Origin of the sequence: Flavobacterium sp. CYK-55 (genome assembly GCF_018413465.1) — a bacterium.
Classification (GTDB): domain Bacteria; phylum Bacteroidota; class Bacteroidia; order Flavobacteriales; family Flavobacteriaceae; genus Flavobacterium.
The window spans coordinates 39,009-53,214 of the sequence record NZ_JAHCDK010000004.1 but is presented as its reverse complement, the minus strand read 5'-3'; the positions used below and the strand labels follow the sequence as shown (position 1 = coordinate 53,214).

18 protein-coding genes are annotated in these 14,206 nt (G+C 38.1%); 1 reads left to right on the top strand and 17 read right to left on the bottom strand.

Going from position 1 to position 14,206, the window contains the following annotated elements:
- Positions 1–24: 24 nt before the first annotated feature.
- From KIH23_RS06745 to KIH23_RS06715, 7 genes are all read right to left on the bottom strand, one after another.
- Positions 25–369, bottom strand: a complete 345-nt coding sequence (locus KIH23_RS06745) for a hypothetical protein (RefSeq protein WP_213212334.1) — start codon at positions 367–369, stop codon at positions 25–27.
- Between the two features lie 162 nt (positions 370–531).
- A complete protein-coding gene (locus KIH23_RS06740; RefSeq protein WP_213212332.1) occupies positions 532–1,299 on the bottom strand; it encodes a T9SS type A sorting domain-containing protein in 768 nt (255 codons plus the stop codon).
- A 66-nt stretch (positions 1,300–1,365) separates the two neighbouring features.
- Positions 1,366–1,932 carry an anthranilate synthase component II gene (locus tag KIH23_RS06735; protein ID WP_213212330.1) on the bottom strand — a complete coding sequence of 189 codons (567 nt, stop codon included), beginning with the start codon at positions 1,930–1,932 and terminating at the stop codon, positions 1,366–1,368.
- A 51-nt stretch (positions 1,933–1,983) separates the two neighbouring features.
- The gene (locus KIH23_RS06730) at positions 1,984–2,541 is read right to left on the bottom strand and encodes a YceI family protein (protein WP_213212328.1); all 558 of its coding nucleotides are present in this window, start codon (positions 2,539–2,541) and stop codon (positions 1,984–1,986) included.
- Between the two features lie 117 nt (positions 2,542–2,658).
- Positions 2,659–3,225: a YceI family protein gene (locus KIH23_RS06725; protein ID WP_213212326.1), complete on the bottom strand. Its 567-nt coding sequence runs from the start codon at positions 3,223–3,225 to the stop codon at positions 2,659–2,661.
- Positions 3,226–3,252: 27 nt separating this feature from the next.
- Positions 3,253–3,885, bottom strand: a complete 633-nt coding sequence (locus tag KIH23_RS06720) for an NAD(P)H-dependent oxidoreductase (RefSeq protein ID WP_213212324.1) — start codon at positions 3,883–3,885, stop codon at positions 3,253–3,255.
- A gap of 26 nt (positions 3,886–3,911) precedes the next feature.
- On the bottom strand, positions 3,912–4,367 hold the full coding sequence (locus KIH23_RS06715) for a MarR family winged helix-turn-helix transcriptional regulator (RefSeq protein WP_213212322.1): 456 nt from the start codon (positions 4,365–4,367) through the stop codon (positions 3,912–3,914).
- A 169-nt stretch (positions 4,368–4,536) separates the two neighbouring features.
- On the opposite strand from KIH23_RS06715, the gene KIH23_RS06710 reads away from it, so the two are divergent.
- The gene (locus KIH23_RS06710) at positions 4,537–4,851 is read left to right on the top strand and encodes a rhodanese-like domain-containing protein (RefSeq protein WP_213212320.1); all 315 of its coding nucleotides are present in this window, start codon (positions 4,537–4,539) and stop codon (positions 4,849–4,851) included.
- Here KIH23_RS06710 and KIH23_RS06705 read toward each other — a convergent pair whose 3' ends face one another.
- The 10 genes from KIH23_RS06705 to KIH23_RS06660 form a co-directional block, all read right to left on the bottom strand.
- Positions 4,852–7,248: an outer membrane beta-barrel family protein gene (locus KIH23_RS06705; RefSeq protein ID WP_213212318.1), complete on the bottom strand. Its 2,397-nt coding sequence runs from the start codon at positions 7,246–7,248 to the stop codon at positions 4,852–4,854. It lies immediately after the preceding gene.
- Positions 7,249–7,343: 95 nt separating this feature from the next.
- Entirely contained in the window at positions 7,344–7,793 is a 450-nt protein-coding gene (locus tag KIH23_RS06700) for a GNAT family N-acetyltransferase (protein WP_213212316.1), read from the bottom strand.
- A gap of 331 nt (positions 7,794–8,124) precedes the next feature.
- Positions 8,125–9,015, bottom strand: coding sequence for a 4,5-DOPA dioxygenase extradiol (ygiD, locus tag KIH23_RS06695; protein WP_213212315.1), 891 nt, complete (start codon positions 9,013–9,015; stop codon positions 8,125–8,127).
- Positions 9,016–9,021: 6 nt separating this feature from the next.
- A complete protein-coding gene (locus tag KIH23_RS06690; protein ID WP_213212313.1) occupies positions 9,022–9,555 on the bottom strand; it encodes a DUF4256 domain-containing protein in 534 nt (177 codons plus the stop codon).
- A gap of 71 nt (positions 9,556–9,626) precedes the next feature.
- Positions 9,627–10,898 carry a cystathionine gamma-synthase family protein gene (locus KIH23_RS06685; RefSeq protein ID WP_317197027.1) on the bottom strand — a complete coding sequence of 424 codons (1,272 nt, stop codon included), beginning with the start codon at positions 10,896–10,898 and terminating at the stop codon, positions 9,627–9,629.
- A 117-nt stretch (positions 10,899–11,015) separates the two neighbouring features.
- Positions 11,016–11,891: a GNAT family N-acetyltransferase gene (locus KIH23_RS06680; RefSeq protein WP_213212309.1), complete on the bottom strand. Its 876-nt coding sequence runs from the start codon at positions 11,889–11,891 to the stop codon at positions 11,016–11,018.
- Between the two features lie 3 nt (positions 11,892–11,894).
- On the bottom strand, positions 11,895–12,359 hold the full coding sequence (locus KIH23_RS06675; protein ID WP_317197025.1) for a hypothetical protein: 465 nt from the start codon (positions 12,357–12,359) through the stop codon (positions 11,895–11,897).
- A 7-nt stretch (positions 12,360–12,366) separates the two neighbouring features.
- On the bottom strand, positions 12,367–12,819 hold the full coding sequence (locus KIH23_RS06670; RefSeq protein WP_213212308.1) for a DUF6265 family protein: 453 nt from the start codon (positions 12,817–12,819) through the stop codon (positions 12,367–12,369).
- A gap of 9 nt (positions 12,820–12,828) precedes the next feature.
- A complete protein-coding gene (locus KIH23_RS06665; protein ID WP_213212306.1) occupies positions 12,829–13,461 on the bottom strand; it encodes a peptidylprolyl isomerase in 633 nt (210 codons plus the stop codon).
- A 43-nt stretch (positions 13,462–13,504) separates the two neighbouring features.
- Positions 13,505–14,164, bottom strand: a complete 660-nt coding sequence (locus KIH23_RS06660; RefSeq protein ID WP_213212304.1) for a GDSL-type esterase/lipase family protein — start codon at positions 14,162–14,164, stop codon at positions 13,505–13,507.
- Positions 14,165–14,206 lie beyond the last annotated feature (42 nt).

Here is a 14,206-nt window from a genome sequence, read left to right as displayed (position 1 = left end):
AAAGTCCCTCTATTGGGACTTTTTTTATGTGTCAAATTCTTCGTAAAGGCGCAAGGTTTCACGTGTAGTTTTGCGCTGGTGTCGATATAAATCTCGCATTAAATGAACGCCATTTTGGGCACAGTGGTCAATATGCCTCAAGCCAAATAAAAGCGCTTCGAGTTTTTGATGTTCTTCTGTGCTAAGTTTGTTTTTGATTTGAGATAAAAAACTGACCAATTCAGGGTAACTTTCGTGGTATTGATCATATTCTGATTTTAAATCTTCTAACGATTCTTGAATTTCGTTGCTTAAATCATTTGAATAATCTTGGCTTTTGATTCTGAATTCATGAATGATTTTTTTAAAGTTATTGCCGAATAGTCCCATGATTTCAAATTTTTAGTTTGTAAATATTTGATTAGTAGCCAAATATAATAAAAATGAAATTCTCTTGATTGAGTTGTTCATAAGTTTACTTCTTAAATATCTGATATAAAAAAAGCGCTTCATACGAGCGCTATTTCTAACTAACTATAACGAAACAATAATTTAATTAGCAATCAACATTTTTTGGGTAATGATTACTTTTTGGTTGTCTAATAATTCAACAAAATATAAACCACTTGCTAAGTTGCCTCGTTGAATCTCAGCGTGATTTCCTTCAAAAAAAATGTTTCCAGAAACCTGTTGTCCTAGATTGTTTAATATACGTATTGAGCCGTTTTTAAAAGTGTGCTCGGTTTGAATTTGCGATTTATCAACCATTGGGTTTGGTGATAAAATAAGTGGTGTTGTTTCATTTTCAAATGTCCCTAAATTAGTCGTCACATAGGTTCTAAAAACGGTATCCCAACCGTCTATATAAGTGCCGCTGGGATCAATCAAAGCAAATTCACCACGCAAATAGTTACCGGGCATTTTAATCAAAACACCATACGGATCCGGCATTCCAGCTCCCGGAGTAAAATGAATTGTTATGGGTTGATTGGCTGTGACTGCAACTGATGTTTCAAACGGAACCATGCAATCACCGCTGGCACAAAATACATTCACAGGAATTGTTTGTAAAAGAGTTCCTGTATTGTTGTTTCCGTTGTAAATTTTTAAAGTTCCAACTCCGTTGATGAAGTTAAAAAAGCCCAATTCTACCCTGCTTAAAGTCCCGGTTAGTGCTGGAGTAATGGATTGGTAATAACTGTATCCTTGTAGCGTTCTGGCGCTCATACCGGCATTACTGGTTAATTGGCTTTGATCAAGAGTTTGTGCTGGTGTAAAATGGCTAAAAAGCAGCAGGGAAAGCAGCGTAATTTTTTTCATGGGTTTAGTTTTAGTGTTATGCTATAGTAAAAAGAAAACAAGGCAAAACCCTATGTCAAAATCACTTTATTTTTTTAGCCAATTATTTAAAATTTGTTTTCCATTAGGCGTAAGGATACTTTCAGGATGGTATTGAACTCCGATGATGTCCAAGGTTTGATGCTTAAATGACATAATATTTCCTTGATTATCGGCTGAAGTAACAATGAATTCTACTGGTAAATTTTCTGGATTGACCACCCAAGAATGATATCGTCCTACTTGAATTTTTTGTGGTAATCCAAGATAGATTTTTTCTTGGGTGTCAATTTCAATTTCAGTTGAAATACCATGTTGTACTTGAGGTAGATTGATGAGTTCACCGCCAAAAACTTCTGCAATGGCCTGCATACCCAGACAAACGCCTAAAATACTTTTTTGGGGCGCATAGGTTTTAATCACTTCAAGAAGAGCACCGGCTTGAGCGGGTAATCCCGGGCCGGGTGAGAGAACGATTTTATCAAAAAAACGGAGTTCATCAACCTCAAATTCATCATTTCTAAAAACGGTTACCGCTGCATTTAAATCTTCGAGATAATGCACCAAGTTGTAGGTAAAACTGTCGTAATTGTCAATGACGGCTACTTTTTTCATGCGCTGATTTTGCCTGACAAATATCGAGAATAATCCCCAGAGCACAAAAGATTAAAAAGCCAACACAACGGCTAAATCAAATTCGTCATAAATGGTTCGGTCGCCTAAATCTTCAAAAAAACTGCCTGAACCGTATTGAATTCCGTATTTGGTTCGGTCTATCACTAAATGTGCAGTGGCTGATTTAGATTTCAAATTCAAGTCAAAATTAATGGGATTGGTTTTTCCTTTAATAGATAAATCAGCACTAATTTGATACTGACCTTTTCCTTTAGAAGTTATTTTTTTGAAGGTCATTTGCGCCGTTGGAAAGCCTTCGGTATCAAAGAAATCAGCCGATTTTAAATGGCCTTCGAGTTTGGCTTTGTCGTTTCCGGTTTGGTCGGTATTATTGAGTGAAGTCATATCAACGACAAAATTTCCGCCCACGAGTTTCTTGTTTTTAAATGTCAAATTTCCTTTTTTGAATAGGAGTGAACCTTGATGTTCGCCGGTTACTTTTTTACCAGTCCAAGTCAATGAACTTTTTTGGAGATTGATTTTTTTTGATTGACCTATTATGGTTTGGAATCCGAAGATCAAAAGCAGAAGAATAGTGAATTTTTTCATGACTGTTGTTTGTTGCGTTTCTACTCAAAAGTACAAAACAAATGATAATGAGTAGTTTATAACGCAAAAAAAACCTTGACGGTGAGGTCAAGGTTCTTTCCTTAGCAATTTATCTTATTAAAAAACAAGATTCACTGTTAAATCAAAATTATCATAGATCGCTTTGTCACCTAAGTTGTCAAAAAAGCTTCCTGAACCGTATTTGATGTCGTATTTAGTTCTGTCAACAGTCAATTTGGCCGAAGCGGTGTTTCCTTTTACAGTTAAGTCAAAAGTTACCGGATTGGTTTTTCCTTTGATGGTTAAATCAGCTGTTACCGTGTAAACACCCGCAGATTTTTTAGCCACTTTTTTGAAAGTCAATGTTGAAGTTGGGAATTTTTCAGTTCCAAAAAAATCATCAGATTTCAAGTGACCGTTGAGTTTTCCTTGGTATTCTCCGCTCAAATCAGTAGCGGTCATTGAATTCATGTCTACTGTAAATTTACCGCCTTTTACATCGGCTCCTTTAAAAACTAAATTTCCGTCTTTAAAATTTACAGTTCCCTCGTGTTGACCGGTTACTTTTTTTCCTACCCAGTGAATGTCACTTTTGGCAGCATCAATTTTTTTGGTTTGTGCAGAAACAGTTACAGTGCTCAAAGCTACAAACGCCAATAAAGCTAGTTTTTTTAAATTTTTCATGTTTTAAATTGTTAAGGATTAATATTATTAAAGTGTTATAAAAAGTTCTTCAGCTGGTTTTCTAACCTTTGTGTAGTGTTGGGTTGCATCATCAGCATGACGATATCCGAGCGCAATTACCAATGAAGCGTTCAAACCGCGCTCGGTAAGTCCGAGTATTCTGTTGAATTCTGCCGGCTCAAAACCTTCCATAGGAGTTGCGTCAATTTCTAATGAAGCTGCTACTGTTAAGAGTTTACCCAAAGCGATGTAGGTTTGTTTTGATGTCCAATTGTTGCGTGCTTCTTCTGATAGTGGAGTGATTTTAGATTTCATAAAGTCACTGTAACCTTGCACATCTGCCAATGATATTCCTCTGGTTTTGGTCATGTTTTCAAAATAGGCATCGATGTGTTTGTCGCTTATATTGATTTCATTGGCCAAAACAATTAAATGAGAAGCATCAACTATTTGTGATTGCCCCCAAGCGGCTGGTTGTAATTGAGCTCTGAGCTCTGGATTCTCAACAAAAATAATTTGATAAGGTTGCAAGCCGTATGATGAAGCGCTGAGTTGTAAGGCTTCTTTAATCGTGGCTAAATCTGAGGCTGAAATTTTTTTCGAAGCGTCAAATTTTTTGGTTGCATAACGCCATTTAAGGCTGTCTATAATTGAATTCATCGTGATTTGAAATAAATATTGATAGTTTAATTTTTTCTGAATTTTTCTAAAAGTTCATTGAATTGAACCAGTTCATCGGGCGTTAATTTGGCGCCTAAATTGTTTTCATGAGCGTCTACTTTCGGATCTAATACAGCCAATAAATCAAGCCCTTTTTGGGTAATCATTACTTCCATTTTGCGGCGATTGTCTGGGCAAACTTCACGTGTGACTAATTCTTTGAGCAACAATTTATCAATGAGTCGAGTAGTGTTGCTGCTTTTGGCAATCATGCGTTCTTGAATGACACACATATTGGCCGGAACGCCTTTTTGACCTCTGAGGATGCGCAAAACATTGTATTGTTCCCCAGATAAATCATAAGGTTTTAAAAGTTCGCTAAATTTTTCTCCGATGATATTTTGCGTGTACATCAAATTGAGGATGGCTTTTTTAGCATCAGACATCGCTACCGTTGATTTGATAATTTCTTCAATTCTCATGCTTGTAATTGCAAAATTTGTAGGTACAAATGTAGTAGGTTTTATATTTGTATATACAAATGTTGTGTTATTTTTTTGTTAATAGCTAAAAAACCTTTCTCAGCTGGACTTTATTTGATTTTCAAAATTTGATTTAATACTGATTTTACTAATTTTACCCAAAAAAACCATGGATTTAACCCAACAACAATGGTCAGAACAGCTCAGTTCAGACAACAATGCAGTTATTCTTGATGTGCGTACACCAGAAGAGTGGAGTGAAGGCATTATCCCCGGAGCGCAAATGATCAACATCTATGAAGGCCAAGGATTCATCTATAAAGTTGATGAACTCGACAAATCAAAAAACTATTATGTGTATTGCAAAGCCGGTGGTCGCAGTGCACAAGCTTGCCAAGTGATGAATCAACTAGGGTTTGAAAATACTTTCAATCTGATGGGCGGTTTTATGCAATGGCAAGGTGATGTTGCTTCGGCTGAGTAATTATCGACCAATACGGTTTTTCTCGTCTTCTAATCCGGTTTCGCGCTGACGTGATTTTTTCACCGCATCGTTTCCGAATTTATAACTCAAATTAAAGCGCACTTGACGGCTGTCTTGCCCGCCATCGCCTACAATATTTACAAAGGCATAACGCGTGCGGCCTTTCCAGGGCGAAGTGTATAAAATATCAGAAAAAGCCAAACGAGCAGTGAGTTTTTTGTTTAGGAATTGTTTCTGAAAAGCCATGTCTAATGAGCCAATGCTACTGGTTTTAAAGGTTCCGCCCCAAACCGACGGCGAGTTAAACCAACCAGAAACTTCCATTGATATACCACTCGGAAGCTTAAAAGTATTCTGACCGTATATATTCAAAGTTTCTTGACTGATTGAATTAAACGAGTCATTGGTGGCGGTATAAATGCTCTTGAAAGCATTGACACTCATATATACACTCCACCATTTGTTAACATCAAACGGATACGAAACGCCTAAATTAATGACTTCTTCGGTAGCCACATTGCGTGAAGTCAAAAAGCTTCTGCTGGTGCCCGAAGCCTCAATAACTTGGGCAAAAAAGTCGCTCACTTTTGTATAACTCAAACTTGTATTGAGCGAATAATTATAAGTGTGCGAAAGTTTGAAATTATCAGTATACTGCGGTTTCAAGAAAGGATTTCCGCGCATAAATGACAATTCATCAATTTGGTATTCAAACGGGTTGAGCGATTGATAATCAGGACGTTCAATTCTGCGGCTATATATCAAAGCCAAAGAATGTTTTTCAGTCATATTGTAGGTTATTCCGCCACTCGGAAACCAATCCGTATAATTTCTCTTCACGCGTTGATTATTGGTTGATACCAAAGCATTGAGTTCACCATCAGAGTTGGTATTTTCAATGCGAACGCCCAACTGAAAATTAAACTTTTTAATCGTGCGGTTGTAATTGATATAACCCGCGTTTACGTTTTCTTTATAAATAAAGTTGTTGCTGCGGTTTGGATTCAGTACGTTATTTCCGCTAATGACATTGTAAAAGTCCAAAGTATTATCGGTCTTTACCAAAGATGTTTTCATACCCAAACTAATGGTTCCTTTCCAAAATCTTTGTTCATAATCCGTTTTAAAAGTAGCAATATCAATATGGGTCGGCGTATTTTGATAGCTAATATTTTGGTTCAAAATGGTCAATTCGTCGTTGGCCAAATATGTATTGGGCTGATTCACTTGCTTTTTGCTGCCGTATTTTCCGAAGTCAACATCAATATTCAAACTCACCCCCGAAGTATCGGCATATTTATAATTAACATTTGAATACAAATTATAAGTGCGGTGGTGGTCATTGTTTCTAGCCACCAAAATACTGTCATAAACCGCAGAGTTAATAGGCATGATTGGCGTTCTGGTTTGTGCGTTGCTAAAACTGTTGTTGAAGTTTCCGCTCACCATAATTCCAAAAGTATTTTTGGCGTTGGCATAATAATCATAACCTATTTTGAGGTTGTTGGCATTGACTGTGTTTTTGGTTCTTGATCGAGAGTCGAAAATCGTATTGCTTTGCTCGCGGTGAATGTTGATGAAATCTTTATTGGCGCCAAATCGGTTGCTGTAATTTCCGTAAAAGTTATTCTTTTTGTTTCGATTGTTGAGCGATAATGAGTTGATAGAAGTCTGATAACGACCAATATTGGTTCCGGTTGATGCAGTTCCGTTGGTGCCGAAGTTTTTGTTCTTTTTGAGTTTGATGTTGATGATACCCGCATTTCCGGCAGCATCGTATTTAGACGAAGGTTGCGTAATGATTTCAATACTGTCCACATCACTGGCCTGAATGGTTTTTAAGAAATTGGTCAAATCGGCACCGGTTAAATACGATTGTTTTCCGTCTATGTAAATCAAAACACCTGATTTGCCTTCAACAATCAAATTATCATTGTTGTCAATCACCACACCCGGAGCTTTTCTGAGCAACTCAAAACCTGAAGCGCCCGTAGCATTGATGGTATTTTGAACGTTAAACACCGTTTTATCAGCCAAAACTTGAATCATGGGTTTCTTGGCTTTGACCGAAACTTCATTGAGTTGATTTACTTTTTCAATCAAAACCGCAGCGGGTAAAACCACGGGTTGATCGGCTACTTTAAAAACGCTTGATTGATAATCTAAAAAACCCGGAGCAGAAACTTTAATCAAGTAATCGCCTTGCGGAATTTGCGCAAACACAAATTTTCCCTCATTGTCGGTAAGCGCAGCTTTTAAGAAAGCATTTTTTCCTGTCGGATAAATTAAAACATTATAATGGGCCGCTGCCGGTTTTATTGATCCGCTAACGGTTTGATTTTGAGAAAAGACAGAGCAAAAGGCAAAGAACAGAACTACAGTAAATAATTTTTTCATAAAGGTTTTTTGATGATGGCCGCAAAAGTAATCATTCATAGATTATCAGCAACGCGGCTTTAGTCTATGAATTAAGTTTTGTGTTACCGAAAAGATTAAATTTTTTTCAGAAAACAAACACTGTTGTCAACGCCGGCATATTGCCCGAAATTCGGAATGAGTTCGTAGTTGTTTTTGATATACAAAGCAATGGCTTCGGGCATTTTAACTCCGGTTTCCAGTATGCATTTTTCAAAACGCAGCTCTTTCGTCCAAGCTTCTAAGTTTTTTAAAATCAGTGAAGCAATGCCTTTTCCACGTGCGTGGTCGTCCACAAACATCCGTTTGATTTCCATGGTTTGCTCATCATAAGCTTTGATGGCTCCACAGCCCACAGCTTTTCCGTCCTGATAAGCCACTACCGCATATTTAACACCTTCAAGCCCATTAAACTGAGCAAAAAATTCATGCTCGGCACCGTCGCGCAATTGCAGCTCAATATCAAGCGAGCGCACCAGCTTTAAAAAATCCGGATTCGAAGCATCCGTTCTAACTATTTCAATCATGGCCGTTTGTTTAGTGCCTTAAAAATAGTTTTTTTATGCTAGGATTAAAAACCGCAGTCAAAACTTAACATAAAGTTGTCAGTTTATAGTTGTCAGTTAATGATATCTCTAATTCAAAAATCAAAAAATCAACAATCAAAAATCGTTAATCATTTGGGCGTGCCCCTGCGGGTCGCGTTTTCCGCAGTGCACGGCACTTAGCTTCAACCGCTCACGCGAGCGTCTCGCAGAAAATTACTCCAAAACAACAAGCCAACAGTTCTTGGTTGTCAGTTATACGAATCTTTCAACTCAACTTCATAAACTTTTTAAACTTTCTCAACTCTTATTTTTACGCTTTATCAATCTTTACCGACATCATATTAAGCGAACCGGCCAACAGAGCATCGTTAAAAATGGTGGCTTTTTCGTCTTTTTCTTGTAAACCCAAAATGTATAAAAGCGGTAAATAATGCTCCGGCGTCGGAATCGACAAATCAAACTCACGACCTTGTTTTTGAAAGTCAATCAACGGTTTGTGGTTGCCTTCTAAGATGTACTTTTTCATTTTTTCGTTGGCTGTAGTCGCCCAATCAAAGGCAAATCCAGGCACATTCATTTTGTCCCAAGCCACCATGCCTAAGTTGTGCACGGTATTTCCGCTGCCCACAATCAAAACGCCTTTGCGTCTAAGTGCCGCAAGTTGTTTGCCCAATTCATAATGATAAGCGCCACCTTGGCTATAGTCAATACTCATTTGCACCACCGGAATATCTGCCTTCGGAAATAAAAATTTCACCACCGTCCAACAACCGTGATCAAGCCCCCAATCTTGGGTAGGTGAAACGTTGGTTGACTTTACCAAATCATGGGTTTCTTGAGCCAACCATGGACTGCCCGGAGCCGGATACTGCACATCAAACAGCGCTTTCGGAAATCCGCCAAAATCGTGAATGGTTTTTGGTTTTTCCATGGCAGTAATAAAAGTGCCTTTGGTTTCCCAATGGGCTGAGATGCATAAAATAGCTCTGGGTTTGGGCAAAGTTTTGGCGATGCTCTGAAAACCTCGTGTAAAAGTATTGTCTTCAATGGCGTTCATGGGGTTTCCGTGCCCGAGAAACAAAATCGGCATGCGCTCAGTAGGCGGCAAATGCTCGGATATTTGGTGTAAGGTATTGAGTTTCATAACAGCTGCTTGTAAGGGCAAAAGCCCCATTATTTTTAAAAAGTCTTTCCGATTCATGGTTCATTATAATTTAATGCATCCTCTAAATCCGCGCGCGGCATAATAAGACGAAGCTCCGTTGTGATACACAAAAACCGCATCATATCTTCGGTCGCAAAAAAGTGCACCGCCCAATTGACGAATGTTTTCGGGTGTTAGAATCCAACTTGAAGTTTTTAGATCAAATTTTCCTAAAGTTTGCAAAGTGCGGTATTGTGTTTCATTGAGCAGTTCAATGCCCATTTTGTGCGCAGTTTCTATCACATTTCCAGAAGGTTTGTGTTCTTTGCGCTGGTCCAAAGCTTTTGAATCATAGCACAAGCTTCTTCTTCCTATTGGGCTTTCAGCGACACAATCAACATAAAACCATTCCTGGTCAAAGCAAACTAAATCAGGCTCGCCTCCGCTGGTTTCCATTTCAAAAATGGAGGATAATTTTTCGGGTGAATTCATCAGTTTTTGCTCAACTTCAGACCAATCAATATCCGGATGTCTGTTTGTGTTTTGCGCGAATCTCAGCTGTAAAACTTCTAAAAAAGCTGTTTGTTGTTGTGTCATATTCATAAAAAATGCTCTGCCAAAGAAATTTACTTCAGCAGAGCATCAAATTTATAAAAGTTCAGCGTTGCTTATATCATTTCAAGCGCTTGTTTGATATCGCTGATGATATCTTCATGATTTTCAACACCAATAGATAGGCGAATCATTTTTTCAGTAATCGAAAATTTAGCTTTATCTGCGTCATCAACATCACAATGTGTCATGGTTGCCGGATGTTCAGCTAAACTTTCGGTGCTTCCTAAGCTCACGGCCAGCTTGATGAGTTTTAATGCATTGAGGAATTTGAACGCTTCTTTTTCGCCACCAACAATATCAAAAGATATCATACCACCATTGGTAGCGCATTGTTTTTGTTTGATTTCGTATTGCTTATCGCCGGGTTTAAAATTTCCGAGATAATATACTTTTTCAACTTTTGGGTGCGTGTTGAGCATTTCGGCCACTTTATCGGCGTTTAAAGCTTGCATATCCATCCGCACTTTGAGCGTTTCTAAACTGCGCAAAAGCAACCAACCGGTGTGCGGACTGGCCATGTTTCCGAGAAAGGTACGCATGCCTTTCACGCGTCCCATCAAAGATGCATTCCCCAAACAAGCGCCGGCAATTACATCGCTGTGTCCGCCAATATATTTGGTAGCCGAATACAAAACCAAGTCGGCTCCGTGTTTGAGCGGATGTTGCCAAACAGGCCCGAGATAAGTGTTGTCCACCGCTAGGAAAACTTCTTTTTCAGGTGTCGAAAAATGTTTGGCAATTTCTTTAGTAGCTTCAATATCAATCAAATCATTGGTTGGGTTGGCCGGTGTTTCAATATACACTAATGCTAGTTTGTCGGCCATACCGCTGTTGTTCACCAATTCAATGATTTCTTCTTGGCTTTGCCCAACGGTAAATTCAAGTGAGTGAATATTAAATTTCGGAAGAATCTTTTTGATAAAATGGTCGGTTCCGCCATACACGGGGCTACTGAACAAAACCATATCTCCGGGTTTTAAAAACTCTAAAAGTACGGTAGTAATGGCCGCCATACCGCTTTCAAAAACGGCGCAATCTTCGGCCTGGTCCCACAAACACAGGCGGTTTTCAAGAATTTCCAGATCCGGATTGTTGATACGACTGTAAATCAAGCCCATTTCTTCGCCTTCGTTTTTAGCTCTTTTGCCATAAGCCAATTCAAAAAATGCTTTTCCTTCTTCGGCATTTTTGAACACAAAGGTTGAGGTCATAAAAATGGGGCATTTGATGGCGCCTTCAGATAATTCGGGCTTAAAGCCATGCGACATCATTAAACTTTCGGGTTTCATTATTTTTGGATTTAGTGAGTTTGTATATCGATAAATTGTTCTATTCTTAAAAATACAGCTTTGTTTTTGAAGTATTTTTAAAACGTTGGCAATTTATGGAATTAAAACTATCCAATCATTATGAATGAGTTGGAATTTTTATCAAAAAAATGGTTATCCTAATTCAAAAGAGGTCACACCAAATATTCGGTTTATTGGTAAGTTCGGGGCAGTTTTGTAGTACATTCGCCCGCATTCAAAAACGTATTTTGCGTGATATTTTTGTAACATTAAAATGGCCTGAGGGTTGTTTACCGGAACATCAATAAAAACAGCTTCATACGGGCGTGCGTTCAAACAAGCTAGATAAAGTTCTTCAGCTATTTGAGCATCATCGGCAAATAAAGGCCCAATTTTATGCCCGATGTCTGCTTTTCGAATAACCGCATAACCGACTATTTTACCTTCGTTTTTGTATACAAATACTTCACTTAGGTTCATGTTTAACCATGATTTTAAGAATGAGTTGCGTTCAAACAAAAAGCAGTTTTGGTCATATTCTGCGATGTTGTCAAAGTCATCTTTCATTGCTTTTTGAACTTTGGTCGATAACGAAAAACGCTCGCCCAATCTTTCGTAGCGCTCTTCAGTATAGGCCATTTTGAATCCGCCTTGCGCATAAAAATTTTGCATGGCTACTACACCGTCCATTCCGATGGGAGCTTCTGGGTTGAGTCGTTTGAGCAAAGTATCACGCCTCAAATACCAGAGTTTTCTACCAATACCTTGTGAGCGGTAATTTGGCTTTACAATAAAAAGCCCCATGAAACCATAAGCGCGGTTGTACGAAATCAGTGCTCCACCGGCGATGAGTTCACCATAATGAAAAAATCCATAATAGCCTTCAGGATCGGCTGCCCAGAAAGCTTTAGCATCTTCCGGTCCGGGATTCCAACCTTCTTCTTTGGCCCAAGAAATTAGCATTTCTAAGCCTGAAAAGTCGAGTTGTTTGAATGCCAATGCATCGATAGAAATATTCTGTGTTTGCATTGATTATTCACCGGGTGATTTTTTCCATACTTTGTCTGAAGCTTCTAAATAAACCGGAATAGCTGCCGAACCATACCATTCAAAAAGCTCTGCTTCAAGCAAATTCTCTTTGATGGCCGGATCAGTTTGCAGTAGTTTTCGGACTTCTTCTGTACTTGATAAATTAAAAATAAAGAGGCCTCTGTATGCTTGTTCGTTTTTTGAAAACGGCCCTGCAACCACTAGCTTTTTATCATCAACTAACCGTTGTATGTTTTTGAGATGGCCAGAAAAACACGAACTTATAAAAGCCTTATCTTGCGTGTTGTTGGTTCCGGTTTTAAGTATCACAAAAATGTATTTTTTCATGCCGTAGTCATCGGCGCCAAGTTGTTCAGCCAATTGGGCATCGTATTTTGGATTTTTATTTTGTGCTGCTACAGAACTCAAAGTCAAAAGCAGTAACAACGTTGCGATAGATTTTTTCACAATAAATTTATTTAGGGTTTACAGGTATAAAAGTAAAAGGAATTTTCATTTCACCACCTTCAATTTCAGCTTCAAGTTTATGCTTGTTGCGTTTATAGCGAATGATATTCGGGAATTCGTTTTGCTGATTTTCACACACAAAAGCGTTTTTTGAAATTTGGGTCAAAACAAAATCGGTAGGAATAGCTGATTGTCCACCGGAAACTGAGTAAATCCAGTTTTTTCCACGGGTTGAAAGTTTAATTTTTTCGCCCCAAAGGGTATCGTTTGCTTGAATGGTGTAGCTATTTCCGAGATAGATTTCACCAGATTTTATCCAATGTTCATAGGTTTTTTTACCGGGCTGATCATCGGTTCTTTGCCAATTTCCGATAAGCCAATCAAATGAAATTTTATTTTGTTGCTCTTTTTTCTGACAAGCAATTGTTATCAATGCCATGAGTACAATGAGTTTTTTCATAGAGATATATTATTTAATGATATAAGCTTTTTTTATTAAATCAAGTTTTGGAAATTTCTGATAGAATGCTTCCGGATTTGTATACATATTTGGGTTGTTCATGGTGCTTTCTCCATAACCTGAATAGAGTTTTTCAACTATGTCCATTCCGCGGGTAACGCGCCCAAATGACGGAAAACCTCGCACGCCTTCATACTGTAAAGTATCTAAAACGGTATTGTTCTCCAAGTTAATAAAAACCTCTACATCGCGGGTTTCTTTTCCGGCTCGGGCAAAACTGATGCTTCCTTTTTGATTTCCGGATACTACCGGTTCATCAGGAATTTTCACTGCGCGCCATTGCTCTATTAAAGCATTGTCGGTTCGGCCAAATTGAGCCACAAATCCCGGAACTACGCGATAAAAAATACCCTTGTCAAAATAATGATGTTTCACCAATTGATAAAACCGATCGGCCGCTTTGGGCGATAATTTTCGGGTAACTTCAATTTCAAAATCGCCTTGATGTGTTTCAAATTTGGCTTTGAAATATTCGGGCGCTTGTTCGCGCGTCCAAGCTAGGTTGAAGTTTTCTTTCTGCGTACAATTAACCAACAAAAAGGCAATCAACAACAGGATGATTGAAGCTAATTTGAATTTCATAAATGAATCATTTTTAGTTTTGTGATTCTTAGATTCTTCTGAATTATTTCAGCTTTGGCAAAAGTAAATTTTTCATCACCTCATAACCAGCTTTGTTCGGGTGAACACCGTCTTCAGAATATATTTTGGGCAAAGCATTTTGTGGGTCTTTCATAGCCAAAAAGTAATCAACCAAATCTATTTTTTGATCTTGAGCATAGGTTCTAATCATTTGATTCAGTAACAAAACCTTTTCAATCGGATGAACACTTGGTCGCCAAGGAAACTCAGCTGCGGGCAAAACCGTACACAAGATAACTTTGATTTGATTGGTTTTGGCTAAATCACACATTGATTTTATGTGGGCAAAAATTTGTTCCGTACTGATTGGGCCTGAGTTTTCGGCTATATCATTGATTCCGGCCAAAATAACCACTTTTTTAGGATGAAGATCAATAACGTCATTTCTAAATCTGAGCAGCATTTGTGAGGTTGTTTGCCCTGAAATCCCTCGATCAATCAAATGATTTTGAGCAAAGAAATCTGCATCGTTAATAATCCAACCTTCGGTAATTGAATCGCCCATTAAAATAATTTTGTTAGATTGATTAATCACTTCAGTATTTTGATTTTTGTATTTGTCAAAGTTGGCGTAATCAACCGCATTAACTTGCGCCAAAGCCTGTATACTAAAAAAAGTGAGTATTCTGAAAATATTCTTCATATTTATTTTAATTAAAGGATGAAACAGTTGTTGACAACAAAA